We start from the raw sequence: 17,902 nt of genomic DNA on the forward strand, positions 1-17,902 counted from the left end.
ATTGACCTTAAATACTAAACCGCCGAATACACCTCACTTTATGGGGTTGATCTTTTGCCTCAGCAATCAAATTGCCGCTCGTAAAGTTAATCCCCCAGGCAAAGTATGGTTGTAAGCCTGAAAACTCTGTCGAACTCCAATATATATCCTGACTAAACCCATCAACTAGCCCTTCTGCCAAAGTGCTGTTTCCCCATAATTCTCGAAGCTCTTCTTTAGATGGAAGATACCAACCCTCATAACAATTAGAGGTTGAACAAGGAGATTGCCCAAGACTGTCTGTTTGATAGTAGTAGCATAGTCCTGCTGCGAAGTCTGTATCTTCTTCAAATAGCTCAGCAACCAGTTTCGAGTTCAAGAAACCATCTCCTTCATCTAAGGAATTTAGCGCTAATCCATAACCACCCCAATAAGACATATGATGATTGTCCTCTATGGAACATAGTTTACCGCTACGTCCATCAGCATTCACCTGATAAATAACTCCACCTTCAAAACGAACGCCTGGTTTTAGTTTATCAATCACGACATCCACCATAACTGGGGTAATCTTTTCACCAATTAATTGAATAGACGTAGGTTTTACGGCCTCACCAATCGCTTTAAGCGAAAATTGACAAGTGGCTTGGGGTTTTAATATCGTACAGTTGTTTGAGATAATTTTGAGTTGATGTTCAAGGTCAGACCCTGACAGTTCTAGCGTTAAATTGTAAGCCACCTCATCTAGGGATTTATTCGTCACAATCAGTGACTGTTCTTTGCCGTCTAAGGGAATAAAGAGTGATCTTGGCTGTATATCAATCGTCAAATCTTTGTTCGGTATGTTGAGTGAATGCGCTGCATCACTTATAAAGGAAAGCGTAAGTAAATAGAAAAGACAAAGAAATCGTTGGATAATTCTTTTCATGGTTTCATCCTTGTAAAAAATCCTATGAGAATACTCTTCTCATAAAATTCCATGACATTAATTCAGTTTAATTTTTTGGCAAAGATGAATCAATAAGAACTTAATTTTTTTCTCTACCGTACGATCTAAGTAACCGTGGTTCTGAATCATTATAAAGGTGCTGAAAACCTTAAGGTTTTGAAGTCATTACCGATAGTGATGACTATAAATCGACAATAAAATCACTATGGCAATTCGAACCAACTCAACCAATCAATTGATTCTTGTAATACGTCAATACTTTATCCGCTTAGTGGGTTTATTTTTTATCCTCATTGGTGGGACAATTGCTTTTAATGTGTTGCAATCGTATCAGATACATTGTCAATGCCTTGATGAGCAAAGTAGAACATGTGTTTTATCCACACAGAAGTACTTTTTAAATGCTAGGGATACGCCTCTTGGAAATTTAAAGCGCGCCTCTGTCATCAGCAAACGATCAGAAGATAATGTGAATTATAATATTGAGCTTCATAGTGAAACGCAATCACTCCGACTAAGCAGTTCAACAACCCCTAGTTACTCAAAAGCTCAACTGGTCACGAATGCTATTAATGCCTATTTGGTTGGGTGTCCAACAAAACCACTTAATATTCCATCGATTCAACCGTTTTGGGTCAAAGTGTTTGTATTAATCTTTCCTGTGGTTGGGATATTGCTTGTCTTTATTCCGGCCAAGATTACTTTAATATTTGATAAATCAAAGAATCAATTAAATATTGTCCGTACGAATTTATTTAAGAAACACCAGGAAATCTATCCCCTAGATCAAATCAAAGCAGTTACTATCCAAGAATCTATTGGGCAAAAGGGTCGTGTCATGTATCGCGTAGCGCTTGAATTTGAAGATGATACCATCGTTCCAATTACGACAGCTTATGATTCCATGTGGTCAACTAAAGTTAAAATGGCCAATAAAATTCGCTCTTTTTTAAATTTAAAACCTAAAGATCCCCTAACGAGTAAAACCAACATCACCTATTCGATGTGGTCTTTGATTCTTTTTGTAATCGCTTGTATTGTTTTTTTAATCATCTTTCTCTAGATCCTTTCTAGAAATAGGATTAGATGTGTATAATAAAATTTAAATAAATTACGCTTACCATTTATGAAGCAACTTCTTTTAATCCTTAGCATAGCATGTTCGTTGACAGTGCATGCTAGCCCCTCCGAGCTTTACCAAGTCGATTTAATTGTATTTACTCATAATGCACGAGATGCAGTTTCAGAAGAACTTCCTACCCCGATTATGCTTGAACCACAACATGCTATTTCATTACAAGCCTTTGATGGCAGTCCAGCACCCTATCATTTATTGCCCTCCACATCCTCTGGTTTAAGAAAGGAACTTTGGGCGTTAAACCACAAAGGCACATACCAGGTATTAGGACACTACTCTTGGTTACAACCAGCCAATAATCAAAAGCCTATTGTATTACCTCGAATTGATCAAAGTGGCTGGAACGTAGAGGGTACGCTACGCATTCGCCACAGTAACTATTTTCTTGTGGACTCGGAACTTCTATTTTCGGCTCCACGCACCCGCTCGACTTCTTTTGTATTGTCGCAAAAACATAGGCTACAGGAAGATAAGGTCTATTATCTTGATCACCCGCAAGCAGGGATGTTAATTAAAATCCATAAAATAGCTTAATTGAAACATGCCCAATTTATTCAATATCCCTTATCGTAAATATATGATTTGGCAAGCTGGCGTCTTATTTATTTTGATGCAGTTTTTTTTGCAACTTTCATCTGGAATCGTGATTGGCGCGATTATGCGTGACTTGCATTTGTCTGCATTGATGGCAGGATTTCTTGCTAGCTCCATATACTTTGTTTATACCAGTTTTCAAATTCCAGTTGGTATACTGTTTGATCGCAAAAATACCCGAGTCTTATTAACCATCAATTCCCTACTATGCGGCATTGGATGCCTTGTTTTTGCCTCCAGCAGCACATTACTTGGATTATTTACTGGTCGAATTTTGATTGGTGCAGGATCTGCTTTTGCTTTTGTAGGATATTCTCATATTTTACGAGAGCATATCCCGTTAAAACATTTTGCTTTTTTATTGGGTTTTTCTGAAACGTTAGCCTTTCTTGTTACCGTCGCTGGCATGATCAGCATGGGCGAACTTTTAGCCGTTTGGGGATGGCGTAATTTTATTTATGCCGTTGGATCGGCTGGTTTTATCATCTCGTTTTTATGCTGGCATTATATCCCCGATAGCCCTAAACCTTCTGGCCCTATGCCCCATTATGGTCGTCAGCTGCTTCGCATTTTAAAAAATCCCAGAGCTTGGACGAATGGATTGTTTGTTGGTTTGAGTTTCACGATTGTGACCGTATTCGGTGCATTATGGGCCATTCCATTTCTACAAGTGAAACTGAATATCAACTTAGCTACAGCAAGTCTTTTAGGAGCGATGTTTTTTTTAGGGGCTGGCGTCAGCTGCCCTTTATTTGGTTATTTATCCGTTAAATTCGCGCGTAAACCACTCATCCTGGCATCCTGCCTGAGCACCGCAAGTTTGTTATTATTCACCTTATTTGCTCCTATTCAAAGCCATTTTACAATGGGCATATTGATGTTTGCTATTGGAAGTGCATGCGGAGCTTATATGCTTGCGTTTTCGATTGCCAATGAGCTGGCTCCGAAAAATTCTCTTTCAACGTGCACAGGATTTACGAATACTTTAGCCATGTTAACTGCCCCCATTTTCCAGACATTAATTGGATATTTTCTGGATAAGCTTAGTGAGGATAAAGTCTATTCTCTTTGGAATTATCAAATAGCTCTGTCAATTATTCCAATAGCCTTAGCGCTCGCAAGTTTTCTGGTCATTTGGCTACCTGAAAAAAAATCTTAAGAGATATAGTGTCACCCATTAAGTTTTAGACAAAGCGTGGGTGATTGAGATGAAGGAGTGTATAAACAATACATGACCAAAGCTGAAAGAACCTACAACGCAGTATAAAGCTTAGTGGGTGGCTAAGTTCTGACCTAATCTATCTTTACTCAACAGACAAAAGCCCTCTTTTGCCCCCTTGGTAATAAAGCCTGCTAAAACATCAGGTTGCTTAATTGAACCAGATAGCTCGAACTCCATATTAGGTGAGGGAATACGAATATGCCAGATGTTGCTTTCATTTTCTTTAATATCAATAAATTGCGACAGAGGTAACGCGTTTCCATCTCGATCACAAAGGCCTACAATAGCGCCTTGATGAGCGTCCTCTTCTTTTATATTAGTCGAATAAAGGCCACCCCCGTCATTGAAGTGGCATAATAAGTTAGAGAAATAATGTGGCTGTTGTTGTTTTTCGGTTAACCAAACGTGACTAAACCAAGTGTTGTGGGCGGTTACAAATTCTTCTTTTTGGTTCTTGCCGAGACTTAAATGCCCGTTGATGCGACCTGCCTGATTGATAAGCAGCTCCATCCCAGAACGCATATCTCGTGATTTAGGGGATTTTGCCTGTTGAGCCAACATATCTACTTTAAAGTTAAATCCTTTCTTCTCCTTATTCTTTAAACCAAATACCCAGCTTTCATTAATGGGATTAAACGTCAAAAAAGCTCGACCAATTTGCCACTTACAGGAGTTGGGTTGTTCCAAAGTTGCGTCACTTTCTTCAAAGATCAAAACCTCTTTGGTTTCTGCTTCTATAATAGCAGCTGTGGCATGAAACTTTGTGTTATCTCGCTGCACTTGGAAAAAATAACCAAATTGATCTCCTTCTTCGTTTTTAACCACACCACTGAAGATCCAACTGGCCTCAAGTGTTTCGGTGGGCAGGATGCTGGGTTGTTCAAGATCATCAGCAAAGAGCGAAAGACTAAAGACTACGGTCAATATAAAAATAGGAAGTCTTGATAAAAACACAGTCATGGCAGTGATCATTCCATACTAGGAGCGGCAGTTTCTTTGCAATTTCTGAGGGCAAAGGACAAAAACGCATTCCAAAACGCTTCATTCAAATGCGCCTCAACCGGCAAAAAATACATATTTTCTGCTGCAAATTCTCGGCATTTTACCGCATCTTTTTCTGTCATCAACATTGTGTTTTCAGAAAAAATGAGCTTTTCTGATTCATAGCGATAGTGGTCGGGAAACGTATAAGGCTGGTAGTTTATTTTAAGCGCATCAAGAAGCGAGAAAAAGCGGTTAGGATTTCCTATTCCTGCAAACGCAGCCACGGGTTGCTTCAACTGGGTCAATTTAAGTGTTTGACCCTGTTTAAGACTGGTAATCTCTCCAGGCATTAAATCCATACGATAAGCATTATGCCATTCACCCCCATTCACTACGATTAAATCGGCTGTTTTAAGTCTTTTAGGGCTTTCTCTTAAAGGGCCCGCTGGCAAACAAAGCCGATTCCCTAACCCTCTGTAACCGTCAATGACCACGATTTCCATCGCGCGACCCATGCGGTAGTGCTGCAATCCATCGTCGCTTATAATGAAATCGCATGAATACTTATCCAGGAGAGTGTTCACGGCTGAAACACGATTCGGGGCAATAACGACAGGACACCCTGTTCTTTGGGCAATTAAGACCGGTTCATCCCCAACTTGGCTTGGATTTGACTCGGGATATACTTCCTGAGGGAATACTTTATTTTGGGCTCCATAACCACGGCTAACGATCCCGACTTTAAATCCTTGCTGGCGTAACTTATTCGCAAGAGCAATGACTAAAGGTGTTTTTCCTACCCCACCAACCGTCAAATTACCCACCACAATAATAGGCACAGGAGATGAAATTTGTTTAAAACGGCATAAAAACCACTTTCTAAGACTGGCTACAACCTGAAATGCCAATGAAAAAGGATAAAGCAGCCACCAGGCAACATGATTGGAATACCATAATGTATTTAAAAATGATTGCATCTTAAGCCACAGCTTCTTGTTTAAATTCTGTATCTGACTGCTGCAGTTGATACAATTGAGCGTAATGACTCTTTGCCAGAAGCAATTGCTCATGCGTTCCCTGTTCAACAACGCGCCCTTTTTGCATCACAATAATTTTATTCGCACGCTGAATCGTAGACAAGCGATGCGCTATAACAAGCGTCGTTCGATTTTGCATTATGGTTTCTAACGCTGCTTGTATATATCGCTCTGACTCGTTATCCAACGCCGATGTGGCTTCATCAAGAATGAGAATGGGCGCATCTTTTAAGATGGCTCTAGCAATCGCTAGACGTTGGCGCTGCCCTCCCGAAAGCAAAATCCCATTTTCACCAATGCGCGTATCATATCCCTCTGGAAGTGTGCGTATAAATTCATCCGCATAGGCTAACTTTGCAGCACGGATCACGTCATCGCGACTGATATCAAACCGTCCATAGGCGATGTTATTAGCAATGGTATCGTTAAATAACGTCACATGCTGGCTGACCAAGGCAATCTGAGCCCGAAGACTTGGCAATGAATATTTATTTAACGGAATACCATCTAAGGTAATTAAACCGGAATCAACCGTATAAAATCTCGGTACAAGACTTGCTATGGTGGACTTTCCACTCCCTGAATGACCAACCAGTGCAACCGTTTCACCAGGTTTAATAGAAAAATTGACCTCATGCAAAACGTGTTTTCCTAAACGGTACGCAAAGCTGACCTCTTTAAATTCAATCTCGCCTTCAGCACGTTCTGTCAAGGTGTAGCCGCCTTTGCTTTCAATGGGTTTATCCAACAAATCAAAAATACTCTCCGCTCCGGCTAAACCGCGTTGGATGGTTGCATTTAAGGTAGTTAATGTTTTCATGGGTTTAATAAGCTGCAACATCGCTGCGATGATTGCAAGAAATGAGCCGGCCGTAATCACAATCACCGTAGAGAGTTTTATAGCCGCATAAATAATCGCAGCAATCCCAACCGCGATAATAAATTGCACTCCAGACACATTGATTACTTTACTAATGGCCACTTTCATATCGTTTTTTCTAGAAATTTCAGTGGCAACATTAAATTTATTCACCTCATACTCTTCACCGCCAAACACCCGGACCACTCGGTATCCATCGATAGTCTCCCCAGCAATTTCCGTCACTTCACCCATGGTTTTTTGGACTTTATGACTGATTCTTCGAACGCGTTTATTGGTGAAATTCACTAAAATTCCAATAAAGGGAATAGTCAACAGAAACATAAGTGACAATTGCCAACAAATCACCATCATCACCGTCAGTAATCCAATCACAAGACAACTATTTTGAACGAGATCGGTTAAAGCATCTGCACTGACTTGGGCCACCTGTTCAACATCGTATAAAATCTTTGAAAGGAGTTGACCCGACGTGGCTTCATCATAATAGTCCGCTGGAAGTCGAACAATGTGAGCGAACACTTTTTGCCGCAGTACCTTAACCACCGAACGAGCTACCCAAGTCATGCAGTAGCTTGCAACCGAACTCACCAAGCCTCTTGCGGTAATACCAATCAGTACGATGAGTGGGATGGTTTTTACAAAAGCCATATCAATATCAATAAACCCTTTATCCAAAAAAGGGCGCATCATATAAGTAAACCCCGCATCAATGGCTGAATAAAGGATATTGGCAAATATCCCCAATACAAGCACTGGCCAAAAGGGTTTAACATATTCTAATAATCTTCGATATAAAACTCCTGTTTTACGGTGTAGTATTTTTTTCATAAACGTGGAAAAACTGGTAGTAAAAACGTCAAATTGTACTCTGAATCTAGCGAGAGTGCCAATTGATTCTGATGTAACCCCGGCAAACTAATCTAATTTTTGAACATTGCACGATTTTTTTGCCTACTTGCTCTGCTTATGCAGGCATCACGTCGATCTGGAATTTTACCTGGCTTATCAGGAGTAAGCTCTTTCCTTTTTAGCAAATCTTAATCATTATTGATGAAGAAAAACACTTAGCGAGTGTTCGCTTTACTATACTTTGCGCGGTCACAATCTGTGGTTTTTTGACGCGGTCATTTTTATCGCAGCGCAATAGCAAGGCTATTGTCAAGATAAAAATGACAAACTGGGGCGAAAAGGGCCAGGCAAAAACCGCAGATTGTGACCGCGCGAAATATCTATGCTGTAAGGAGAAATGCGTTGGGAAAATCAAAATTACTACCACCAAATCCACATACTTTCTTTGTCCGAAAAGAATCTAGAAAACAGTTATGCCAAAAGAATTCAAAATTCAGTATCATCTCAGAAGAGGCGCCTTATTTGAGAAATTTTTTCATAGAGCATCAGGACAAAAAAAATTATCCTGCTGGAAGTTTTGGTAAAGTTAAGAAAGGATTCCTTCATGAAACAGGCGAACCCAAATACGCCATAAAAATCTATCAAACAAGCTCGCGTAAACAAAACGATATACGGTTAGCTCTTCGAGCAGCATACTGTTACAGACTACTTGGCCGAGAAGCCTTTACGTTTAGAAATCATAATAAACAGTATTTAGTAACGGAATGGTTAAATGGCGCAAGTCTTGATAATGCCGATCCCAAGCTACTGCATACCATCCCTATTGCGTGTCGCATTGTGATGGCTATTTCGTTACTCAGAGAATTAAATGTTTTTCATCAACTGGGATTAATCCATAACGACATTAAGCCCGGTAATGTCATGATTGATAAAAACCGGCTTAGTTTTGTTGATTTGGACTCCGTTCGCCCTAAAGGTAAACGCCTCGATAACACCCCAGTAATCTACAGCCATCGTTTTTTACCTAACGCAGAGTTAAGCTTTCATGCTTTTCTCAAACTGCCAGAACTTGATCGTATGTTTGATGAACAATCTGATATTTATGCTATGGGGTTAACTTTAATTTACTTATTTCCAGAAATATATCAACTCGAGAAAAAAAATGAATATATCAATATGAAGGAATTCTTTGATGTACCTTATTTATTTAAAACGTACTTACGAAAACATGGACCACAATATGATCATTGGCCTAAGCTTCAATCATTACTAAAAGAAATGGTCTCTATCAATAAATCTTCCTCTCTTACAGTTAACGAGCTGATTGAGCGTTTTAAGAACATTTTATTTGGCTGCGAAAATTATCATCAGTTTCTCAAGTATGATAGACCTATTCAATTAAGCGCAGAGCAGATTGCTATAGAAGGAAAAGCGGCTTATCAGGATATCGAACACATCATTTCTGAGTGGTTATCAAATGACCACAAAGCCGCGCCAATGGAACCCATTAATCCAGGTTCTAGATACAAGGCCTAATGTAGACGCTTGTTCTTAACGCGCAATCTCGCTATACTTGATTTACGTTACATAATTCATTTTTCATTTTTTATGAATCAACACGGTGGCGCTCGACCTGGCGCAGGCCGGCCTAAAGGGCAAGGCAAATATGGTGAAACGACTAAATCCATGCGCGTTCCAATTTCCCGAGTAGAAGACGTTTTGGCTTTTTTAGATCAAGGGAAAGAATCATTTGCCCTACCACTCTATGGTAGTTCGGTAAGAGCCGGTTTCCCTTCCCCCGCTGATGATTACATTGAACGTAAACTGGATTTAAACACCCATCTCATTAAACACCCGGCCGCGACGTTTTTTGTCAAAGCAGCAGGGGAATCCATGATTAATGCCGGGATCCAATCGGGTGATATTTTAGTGGTGGATCGCAGTCTAGAAGCCAGTCACAACAAAATTGTGATCGCAGCCGTTAATGGCGAGCTCACAGTAAAACGGCTTTACCGCGTTGCTGGAAAAGTTCAACTGGTAGCAGAAAACCCAGACTTCGAACCCATTGATATCACTGAAGAACAGGATTTAGTCATTTGGGGGGTCGTAACTCATGTCATTCATCAAGTCAAATAATATCCCAGGGCATCAGGGCAAACGCAGCTATGAAAATACAGAACAATACGTTGTCTTTGCGAACGCAGTGAAGGAATCCACTACAAAATCCTAACGAAGCATCGATCTGGATTGCTTCACTGCGTTCGCAAAGACGGCGTATTGATTTTATTTGCAGAGAGTATGCATTTACCCTGCCAGGTCATGGTATTTACTAGCCATTATTCAGTCAAAGTACGCAATTGCCGGTTAGTTTCCTTGGAGTGAGCATTTTTTTCAGGTACGAGAACGCACTGACGATTAAACTCATGGGTTAGTTGTTTTAAAACATTCGGCTCTAATTTACCGTTATACTGTTTCTGGTACACCTGCAAAAGGTTATCAAAACAAGCTTGATATTTCGGACCAAAACTATCTTCTTGGCTATTCGTTTCTTGTACAGTCAATTGAATGTGTAATAATTGTTCTTTATTAAAGTCAGGCCCAATTGAACGTTCATAAACCGCCGTTGCTACACAACAAGCGGCACAGGCTGAAAGCTCATCATAAGCCTTAACATCATGGGGGTTGTCATGCGCTAAGACAAGAAAATCATAGGGGGTTAAATTAATACTATAAACTAACCGATCACCCGATTCATTTTCAATGCGCTTGGCCTCATTAATACCTGCATTGCAGCGATCACCACTTTGAAAGGCGTTAATGCTTAATTGGTTGTTATTACGGCTTACCATGCTGAGTGAAGAAAATTCCCCTGTTCCGCCACTATTATTAAGCGTTTCTATGATGACAGACTGATTCAGCATTCCAAGTGGTTTGTAATAACTGTAACCCTGACTAGAGGCACCTTGTTCCATTTTCCAGGAATAATCATACCCAAAATACCCTTTGTCAGTTAAATGTGTATTTTTACCGGTGATGCTTCGTCCTGGCTCCGAATGCAAACCACACGTGCTTAAATCAACGTTACCATGGGTCTCGCCAGCTTCATAAAAACAAAGCGGATCAATAGGTTTTCCATTAAAAAGCAAGATTTGAGGGAAACGAACGTCAGACGCAAATGAATAGGAGGTAAGAAATAGGGTAAAAAGGGTAACACTTATTTTAATGAATAAATTCATAACTTCCTCATGTTCAAAGATTATTAATCAGCTTGGTAACAAGGCTTGGGCCTTGATAAACTAAACCTGTATAAAGTTGCAGTAAATTCGCTCCTGCCGCTAATTTCTCGTGTGCGGCGTCAAGATTATCAATGCCGCCCGAAGCGATTAAACATACCTGATTGCCAACCACGCTTTTTATTAAACGCAAGCAATGGGTTGAACGATGAGCCAGCGGTCTACCGCTTAAACCACCGCTCTCCTTTCCATAAGGGAGATGCTCCACTTTTTCACGGTTAGACGTGGTGTTCGTGGCAATTATGCCATCAATTCCTTGACTTAGAATGACATCGGCCATTCTTTTTAAATCATCATCTTCTTCATCTGGAGAAACTTTTACAACTAAAGGAACATACCGTTGATGTTTATCGGAAAGTTGTAGTTGTTCATCGCGCAGCTCACTCATTAAATCAATAAAAAAATTTCCTTGCTGCAATTTTCTTAAATCTGGTGTATTGGGAGATGAAATATTGATTGTCACATAAGAGGCGTAGGGATAGACCGCTTTAAAACAGGTTAAATAGTCATCGGATGCTTGTTGCAAAGAGGTATCTTTATTTTTTCCGATATTAATACCCAAAATGCCTTGATAATGAGCTCGTTGAATATGTTCAATGAGCTCATGAACCCCATGGTTATTAAACCCCATTCGGTTAATCAAAGCACGAGCTTCAGGCAAACGAAATAAACGTGGCTTATTATTTCCTAATTGGGGCCTTGGGGTCACCGTGCCAACTTCAAGAAAGCCAAAGCCAAGTTTGGACAGCGCATCCAAATGTTGGGCATTTTTATCCAACCCAGCAGCCAAACCGATAGGATTAGGAAATTCATATCCCATGGCCTTCACTGGCTTGGATTGAGGCGTTGTAAAACAAAACTTCGGGATAATATGCAACGCTTTAAGTGAGAGATGATGAGCTTTTTCAGCATCCATTTTAAATAATAAAGGACGAATAAGAGAATACATAACTTATTCACTCACATTACATTGTTGCGCCCATACTCGTAACATCGCATTGCCTTGGTGTTGTAAGGTATATTGAACTTTTCTCACCTCTGTTCCGTAATTTTCCTGTTGTAAGCCTAATAATACAGGGCCAAGAAAAGGTGACGGCTGGCCGTGGCGATCGATTAAAGGGAAAATACGAACCTCTTTAGCCACTCGAGCCAGTTCTTTAATAATTTTGAGATGAAATTCTACATCTTGATCATCGAGATCCGCAAAAAGATAATGGGAGCTTAAAGCAAAATCAAACGAAAAGTCCGCAAAGGGCAAGGTGAAATCTTTTACCGGCATATAGCGACCTTCGACACGCCCCTGTTCATAATCGGCAAAAAATTCCTGGATACCTTGACGACGTTTAGCAATGAGCTGTTCTAAACCGTTATACCGGCTGAAATCAAACTTGTCTTGATCTTGCTTCACGTGAAGTGTCATGTCTTCAAAAATTAATGAAACTTTCGTAGAAAGCGTCGATTTGTCTAAGTTAAATAACGGATCGCAACTCACCACATGATCCGTTGATTCATTTAATTCCGTATTAATTGCGCTTGGCCCACAACCGTATTCTAAAATCCGCTTATCAAAATCAGACCAGGATAAATCAAACATTTCCTTGTATTCTTCAACATGGTGACCCCAAAGTACCAATTCACGCATTCGACTTTACTCCTCAATAGCATCTACAGCAGCTTTATAACGCTCGCAATAAATCTTCACAACTTGAATTATGAGAGGTATAGTCTATCGTATTTGAATTAGCAACAGGAAGTCTCTTTATGCACCACGGTCTAAAACATCCACTCGGCGAGACCTATGATCTTTTGCGAGATAGCGTTTATCAATTTGCATCACGCGAAATCGCACCCATTGCGGCAGAGATCGATAGAGAAAATGCGTTTCCGAACCCTTTGTGGCGAAAGTTGGGTGACTTAGGCGTATTAGGCATCACCGTAAGCGAAGAATATGGTGGAGCCAATATGGGGTATCTGGCCCATGCCATTGCGATGGAAGAAATTTCAAGGGCCTCTGCTTCCGTTGGCTTAAGTTACGGGGCGCATTCGAATTTATGTGTAAACCAAATTTATCTAAATGGGACAACCCGTCAAAAGGAAAAGTATTTACCCAAATTAGTCAGCGGTGAGTATATTGGTGCGTTAGCCATGAGCGAATCCAATGCCGGATCTGATGTGGTCAGCATGCAATTAAGCGCCCAGAAAAAAGGCGATTATTATCAATTAAATGGAACCAAAATGTGGATCACCAATGGGCCTGATGCCGATGTGCTCGTGGTGTATGCAAAAACCAATAAAGAAGCAAAAAGTCGCGGTATCACCGCCTTTATTATTGAAAAAGGATTCAAAGGATTTCGGACTGCTCAAAAACTCGACAAACTCGGCATGCGCGGTTCTAATACCTGTGAGCTTGTTTTTGAAAATTGTGAAGTTCCTGAAGAAAATATTTTAGGTGAGATCAATGAAGGGGTAAGGGTCCTGATGAGTGGTCTTGACTACGAACGCACCATCTTAGCAGCAGGTCCCGTAGGAATCATGCAGGCTTGCCTCGATGTGGTTTTGCCATACATCCATGAGCGACAACAATTTGACCAACCAATTGGCGCGTTTCAATTCATTCAGGGTAAAATTGCTGATATGTACACCGAATTAAATGCATCGCGCGCTTACCTTTATGCCGTTGCAACCGCGTGTGACCAGGGTCTTGTGAGCCGAAAAGACGCAGCCAGTGTGATTCTTTACACAGCGGAAAAAGCCACTCAGATGGCGCTTGAAGCCATTCAAATTCTAGGAGGAAACGGGTACATTAATGAATATCCCACGGGTCGATTGCTTCGAGACGCAAAACTTTATGAAATCGGCGCAGGAACTTCTGAAATTCGTCGAATGCTAATTGGCAGAGAACTGTTTAACGAAACCCATGGTTAGAACCTAGATGATTAAGATGCATCCTAATGACCATACAGCACTAGCTAGCTTCTTAACCGCCCTTTTATCCATAAATTAAGGAATGAAAATGAAACAGGACGATGTTGTAATTGTGGCAGCAAAACGAACCCCTACTGGCAACATGCTAGGGAATTTATCCTCGTTATCCGCTCCAGAATTAGGAGCGGTTGCGCATAAAGCAGCAATCCAGCAAGCCGGAATTTCTCCCTCCGATATCGATGAAGTCATTAGTGGTTGTGTTTTGCAAGCAGGCATTGGACAAGCCCCGGCTCGACAAGCGGCAAAATATGCAGGCCTACCCGATACAACCGTAGCCAGTACCCTTAATAAGATGTGTGGCTCTGGAATGAAAGCCGTCATGCTCGGTCACGATTTAATTAAAGCAGGCTCTCAGAATATTGTTCTTGCAAGCGGCATGGAAAGCATGAGTAATGCGCCTTATTTATTATTAAAAGCACGAAATGGATACCGTTTAGGTCATGGCGATTTAAAAGACCATATGTTTTTAGATGGCCTTGAGGATGCTTATGATCGCGGTAAATTAATGGGCGTTTTTGCTGAAAAAACCGCTGAGCGCTATAACTTTAGCCGTGAAGAGCAAGATGAATTTGCTAAACGTTCTATGACCCGAGCCATTAAAGCGGAGCAAACCGGGCAATTTAAACAAGAAATTGCGCCGGTAACCATTAAAACCAAGTCTGAGGAGATTACCATAAATCGCGACGAAGGGCCCGATGAGAAAAAATTAGCAAAAATTTCTCAGTTACGCCCTGCGTTTAAACCCGACGGCACAGTCACCGCGGCTAATTCCAGTTCTATTTCAGATGGAGCAGCCAGTTTAATTTTAATGACTGCAGAAGAAGCCGAAAAGCGAGGGATTAAGCCTTTAGCTAGAATCGTGGCGCACGCAGGTCATGCCCAAGAGCCTGAGTGGTTTACGACCGCTCCCGTTACTGCAATTAAAAACGTATTAGATAAAGCGGGCTGGAAACCAGATGATGTGGATTTATATGAAATTAACGAAGCGTTTGCCGTAGTGACGATGGCCGCTATAAAAGACCTTGAATTAGATATTGAAAAAGTAAATATCCATGGCGGCGCGTGTTCTTTAGGTCATCCTATTGGGGCATCCGGTGCACGAATCCTAGTAACGTTGCTTTATGCATTAAAAGAACAACAAAAACACCGTGGCGTTGCTGCTTTATGCATTGGTGGAGGAGAGGCAACAGCTATAGCAGTTGAACTTTTATAACAGTCAATCGGCGGATTATCAAGATGATACGAAATTCAATGTTAAAACAAGGTTTGATCTATTTATTGCTTAGCATCGTGATCGTGGTTTTCGCTGAGTATGCTCAGATGATCATCGTTTATCTTGATATGCTTTATACGTTTGTTAACTTAAAGCTCGCTCCTGTTTTTAGTCAGAGCGAGCTTGGGGTTATGATTAGGCGCGTTTTTTCTTTAGTCGTTCTTCCCATTCTTATTGCCGCCATACCCGCTTTAATTTATCGATTAATTAAAGGCAAAAATATGCCTTATTTTATTCAAGTTACTTGGCTTTTATGGTTAGTGATCGTCTTGAGTAAAATACTTATCGGATAAGATTCAATGACCAAAATTATCAGCAAATTAAATCCTGCGAGTTCAGAATTTAAAGAAAATGAAGCATCCATGCTCGCTTTAGTCGAGACATTGCAAAAAACCGTCTCAAAAATCGCTCTGGGTGGAGGAGAAAAAGCACGTGAGCGCCACTTACAACATGGCAAATTATTACCCCGAGAACGATTGCAGCAATTAATTGATCCAGGCAGTCCTTTTCTTGAATGTTCGCAATTAGCCGCATTTGATGTATATGAAGATAAAGTGCCTGCTGCTGGAATTATTACAGGAATTGGCCAGATTCATAGCCAAGAATGCGTCATTGTGGTGAATGACGCGACCGTTAAGGGTGGAACTTACTACCCACTGACCGTAAAAAAACACTTACGAGCACAAGAGATTGCCGAGCAAAATCATCTGCCTTGTGTTTATCTGGTGGATTCGGGTGGAGCCTACTTGCCTTTGCAAGATGAAGTTTTTCCTGATCGCAATCATTTTGGTCGTATTTTTTACAATCAAGCCAATCTTTCTGCGAAAAATATTCCTCAAATTGCAGTCGTGATGGGTTCTTGTACGGCTGGCGGTGCGTATGTTCCGGCTATGGCGGATGAATCCATTATGGTTCGAAATCAAGCGACAATCTTTCTCGGGGGGCCGCCCTTAGTAAAAGCCGCAACAGGGGAAGTCATCAGCGCTGAAGAATTAGGTGGTGCAGAAGTTCATTGCCGAGAATCAGGGGTTGCCGATTATTATGCTGAGAATGATGAACATGCCTTGCATCTCGCGCGTCTTTGTATCAAGAATCTTAACCGCATAAAACCTCTATCGACTGTAAGAATTGAGTCGAAAGATCCGCTCTATGAGGTGTCTGAACTCAACGGCATTATTCCCAAAGACCCGAGAAAGCCTTTTGATATTCGTGAAATTATAGCGCGCATCGTAGATGGTTCTGAATTTGATGAATTTAAAGCTTTATATGGCACAACCCTTGTCTGTGGGTTTGCTCATCTTTATGGTTATCCGGTAGGTATCGTTGCCAACAATGGCATTTTGTTTGGTGAGAGCGCATTGAAAGGCACGCATTTTATTGAGTTATGCTGTCAGCGCAACATTCCTTTAATCTTTTTACAAAACATTACAGGCTTTATGGTCGGCAGCAAATATGAAGCCAGTGGAATAGCCAAACATGGCGCTAAAATGGTGATGGCCGTCGCAAATGCCAACGTTCCGAAATTCACGGTCATTGTTGGAGGTAGTTTTGGGGCAGGCAATTATGCTATGTGCGGGAGAGCCTATTCCCCGAGGTTTTTATGGTCCTGGCCAAATGCGCGCATTTCCGTCATGGGTGGCGAGCAAGCAGCCAATGTTCTTGCTCAAATTAATCGCGATAAGCATAAGAAACAAGGTACAGAATGGCTTCAATCGGATGAAGAAGCCTTTAAAGCCAACTTACGAGCACAATATGAAGACCAGGGAAACCCCTATTACGCTAGTGCCCGACTTTGGGATGATGGCGTCATTGCCCCAAAAGATACACGTCGTGTGTTGGGGTTAAGCTTATCGGCAGCCATGAATGCACCCATGACCGATACATCTTTTGGTGTATTTAGAATGTAACTTAACGTGGAACTTCCGTTGATTATGAATGATGTGCTCTATGACTTACAAGGGGGAGTTTTTAAAATCACCCTGAACCGAATTGATAAACACAACGCCTTTGATGATAAGCTTCTCGCTGAATTATTGCGCTTATTGGAACAGGCTGAAACCAACGCTAGCGTTCGCTGTGTGGTATTAAATGCCAACGGCAAACACTTCTCTGCCGGAGCTGATCTATCTTGGATGAAGCGTATGGCTGAGTTTAATGAGGAAGAAAATATAAGGGATGCTACTGTATTGGCAAACCTGATGCATGCACTTTATCGCAACCCTAAGCCAACGATTGCAGTGGTTCAAGGAGCAGCGTTTGGCGGTGGAGCTGGTTTGGTAGCTGCCTGTGATATTGCGATTGCGGCTGAAAATGCTACGTTTTGCTTTTCTGAGGTGAAATTAGGATTAATACCCGCTGTGATTAGTCCTTATGTGGTTAATGCAGTAGGAGCTCGTGTTGCTACGTGGCTTTTTACCAGTGCAGAAGTCGTGAACGCAACAAGAGCGTACGAACTTGGTCTTGTACATTACTGTTTACCCATTCAGTCGCTTGATTCGTTTTCTATGAGTTTTGCTGAAACACTTACTAAGAATGCGCCCAAAGCCGTAGAAGATGCAAAAAAATTGGTTCATTTCGTCCAAGACAAGCCCATCACTCAAGCATTAATTAAAGAAACAGCATTACTTATTGCTAAAAAACGTATCTCTGAAGAAGGGCAATGTGGTTTAAACGCCTTTTTAAACAAAAAAACCCCAATTTGGGATTAGCGAGCGTG

The 17,902-nt window shown here is 41.1% G+C and carries 17 protein-coding genes; 10 read left to right on the forward strand and 7 right to left on the reverse strand.

What is annotated here, in order from left to right; genetic code table 11:
- Window positions 1-7: 7 nt before the first annotated feature.
- Window positions 8-907, reverse strand: a complete 900-nt coding sequence (locus E1O41_RS11835; RefSeq protein WP_207384502.1) for an Lcl domain-containing protein — start codon at window positions 905-907, stop codon at window positions 8-10.
- Between the two features lie 226 nt (window positions 908-1,133).
- On the opposite strand from E1O41_RS11835, the gene E1O41_RS03815 reads away from it, so the two are divergent.
- The 3 genes from E1O41_RS03815 to E1O41_RS03825 all read left to right on the forward strand — a co-directional run bounded on the left by E1O41_RS03815 (window position 1,134) and on the right by E1O41_RS03825 (window position 3,819).
- Window positions 1,134-1,991, forward strand: a complete 858-nt coding sequence (locus tag E1O41_RS03815; RefSeq protein WP_131775982.1) for a hypothetical protein — start codon at window positions 1,134-1,136, stop codon at window positions 1,989-1,991.
- Between the two features lie 63 nt (window positions 1,992-2,054).
- Window positions 2,055-2,600: a CsiV family protein gene (locus tag E1O41_RS03820; RefSeq protein WP_131775983.1), complete on the forward strand. Its 546-nt coding sequence runs from the start codon at window positions 2,055-2,057 to the stop codon at window positions 2,598-2,600.
- Window positions 2,601-2,607: 7 nt separating this feature from the next.
- Window positions 2,608-3,819 (forward strand): MFS transporter, encoded by a 1,212-nt coding sequence (locus tag E1O41_RS03825; protein ID WP_131775984.1) that lies wholly within the window; start codon window positions 2,608-2,610, stop codon window positions 3,817-3,819.
- Between the two features lie 111 nt (window positions 3,820-3,930).
- On the opposite strand, the gene E1O41_RS03830 is transcribed toward E1O41_RS03825, so the two are convergent.
- From E1O41_RS03830 to msbA, 3 genes are read right to left on the reverse strand one after another with little or no spacing between them, the layout of a single operon-like run.
- Complete coding sequence (locus E1O41_RS03830) at window positions 3,931-4,842, reverse strand: hypothetical protein (RefSeq protein WP_131775985.1); 912 nt, start codon at window positions 4,840-4,842, stop codon at window positions 3,931-3,933.
- 8 nt (window positions 4,843-4,850) lie between these two features.
- Entirely contained in the window at window positions 4,851-5,843 is a 993-nt protein-coding gene (lpxK, locus tag E1O41_RS03835; protein WP_131775986.1) for a tetraacyldisaccharide 4'-kinase, read from the reverse strand.
- Window position 5,844: 1 nt separating this feature from the next.
- Window positions 5,845-7,614: a lipid A export permease/ATP-binding protein MsbA gene (gene msbA, locus E1O41_RS03840; RefSeq protein WP_131775987.1), complete on the reverse strand. Its 1,770-nt coding sequence runs from the start codon at window positions 7,612-7,614 to the stop codon at window positions 5,845-5,847.
- Between the two features lie 423 nt (window positions 7,615-8,037).
- Between msbA and E1O41_RS03845 the strand changes: the two genes are divergently transcribed.
- Together E1O41_RS03845 and E1O41_RS03850 are read left to right on the forward strand one after the other, a co-directional pair.
- Window positions 8,038-9,171 (forward strand): protein kinase domain-containing protein, encoded by a 1,134-nt coding sequence (locus tag E1O41_RS03845; protein WP_165481096.1) that lies wholly within the window; start codon window positions 8,038-8,040, stop codon window positions 9,169-9,171.
- Window positions 9,172-9,243: 72 nt separating this feature from the next.
- Complete coding sequence (locus E1O41_RS03850; RefSeq protein ID WP_131775989.1) at window positions 9,244-9,771, forward strand: LexA family protein; 528 nt, start codon at window positions 9,244-9,246, stop codon at window positions 9,769-9,771.
- Between the two features lie 200 nt (window positions 9,772-9,971).
- Here the strand turns inward: E1O41_RS03850 and E1O41_RS03855 are convergent, their stop codons facing one another.
- From E1O41_RS03855 to E1O41_RS03865, 3 genes are read right to left on the reverse strand one after another with little or no spacing between them, the layout of a single operon-like run.
- Window positions 9,972-10,871: a hypothetical protein gene (locus tag E1O41_RS03855; RefSeq protein WP_131775990.1), complete on the reverse strand. Its 900-nt coding sequence runs from the start codon at window positions 10,869-10,871 to the stop codon at window positions 9,972-9,974.
- 13 nt (window positions 10,872-10,884) lie between these two features.
- Entirely contained in the window at window positions 10,885-11,877 is a 993-nt protein-coding gene (locus tag E1O41_RS03860; protein WP_131775991.1) for a quinone-dependent dihydroorotate dehydrogenase, read from the reverse strand.
- Between the two features lie 3 nt (window positions 11,878-11,880).
- A complete protein-coding gene (locus E1O41_RS03865; protein ID WP_131775992.1) occupies window positions 11,881-12,570 on the reverse strand; it encodes a class I SAM-dependent methyltransferase in 690 nt (229 codons plus the stop codon).
- Window positions 12,571-12,689: 119 nt separating this feature from the next.
- Between E1O41_RS03865 and E1O41_RS03870 the strand changes: the two genes are divergently transcribed.
- The 5 genes from E1O41_RS03870 (at window position 12,690) to E1O41_RS03890 (ending at window position 17,894) form a co-directional block, all read left to right on the forward strand.
- Window positions 12,690-13,853: an isovaleryl-CoA dehydrogenase gene (locus E1O41_RS03870; protein WP_131775993.1), complete on the forward strand. Its 1,164-nt coding sequence runs from the start codon at window positions 12,690-12,692 to the stop codon at window positions 13,851-13,853.
- An 88-nt stretch (window positions 13,854-13,941) separates the two neighbouring features.
- A complete protein-coding gene (locus E1O41_RS03875) occupies window positions 13,942-15,126 on the forward strand; it encodes a thiolase family protein (RefSeq protein ID WP_131775994.1) in 1,185 nt (394 codons plus the stop codon).
- Between the two features lie 38 nt (window positions 15,127-15,164).
- Complete coding sequence (locus E1O41_RS03880; RefSeq protein WP_131776035.1) at window positions 15,165-15,479, forward strand: hypothetical protein; 315 nt, start codon at window positions 15,165-15,167, stop codon at window positions 15,477-15,479.
- 6 nt (window positions 15,480-15,485) lie between these two features.
- On the forward strand, window positions 15,486-17,093 hold the full coding sequence (locus E1O41_RS03885; protein ID WP_131775995.1) for a carboxyl transferase domain-containing protein: 1,608 nt from the start codon (window positions 15,486-15,488) through the stop codon (window positions 17,091-17,093).
- A 24-nt stretch (window positions 17,094-17,117) separates the two neighbouring features.
- Window positions 17,118-17,894, forward strand: a complete 777-nt coding sequence (locus E1O41_RS03890; RefSeq protein WP_131775996.1) for an enoyl-CoA hydratase-related protein — start codon at window positions 17,118-17,120, stop codon at window positions 17,892-17,894.
- Window positions 17,895-17,902: the final 8 nt, after the last annotated feature.

Source organism: Legionella impletisoli (genome assembly GCF_900639875.1).
Classification (GTDB): Bacteria; Pseudomonadota; Gammaproteobacteria; order Legionellales; family Legionellaceae; genus Legionella_A; species Legionella_A impletisoli.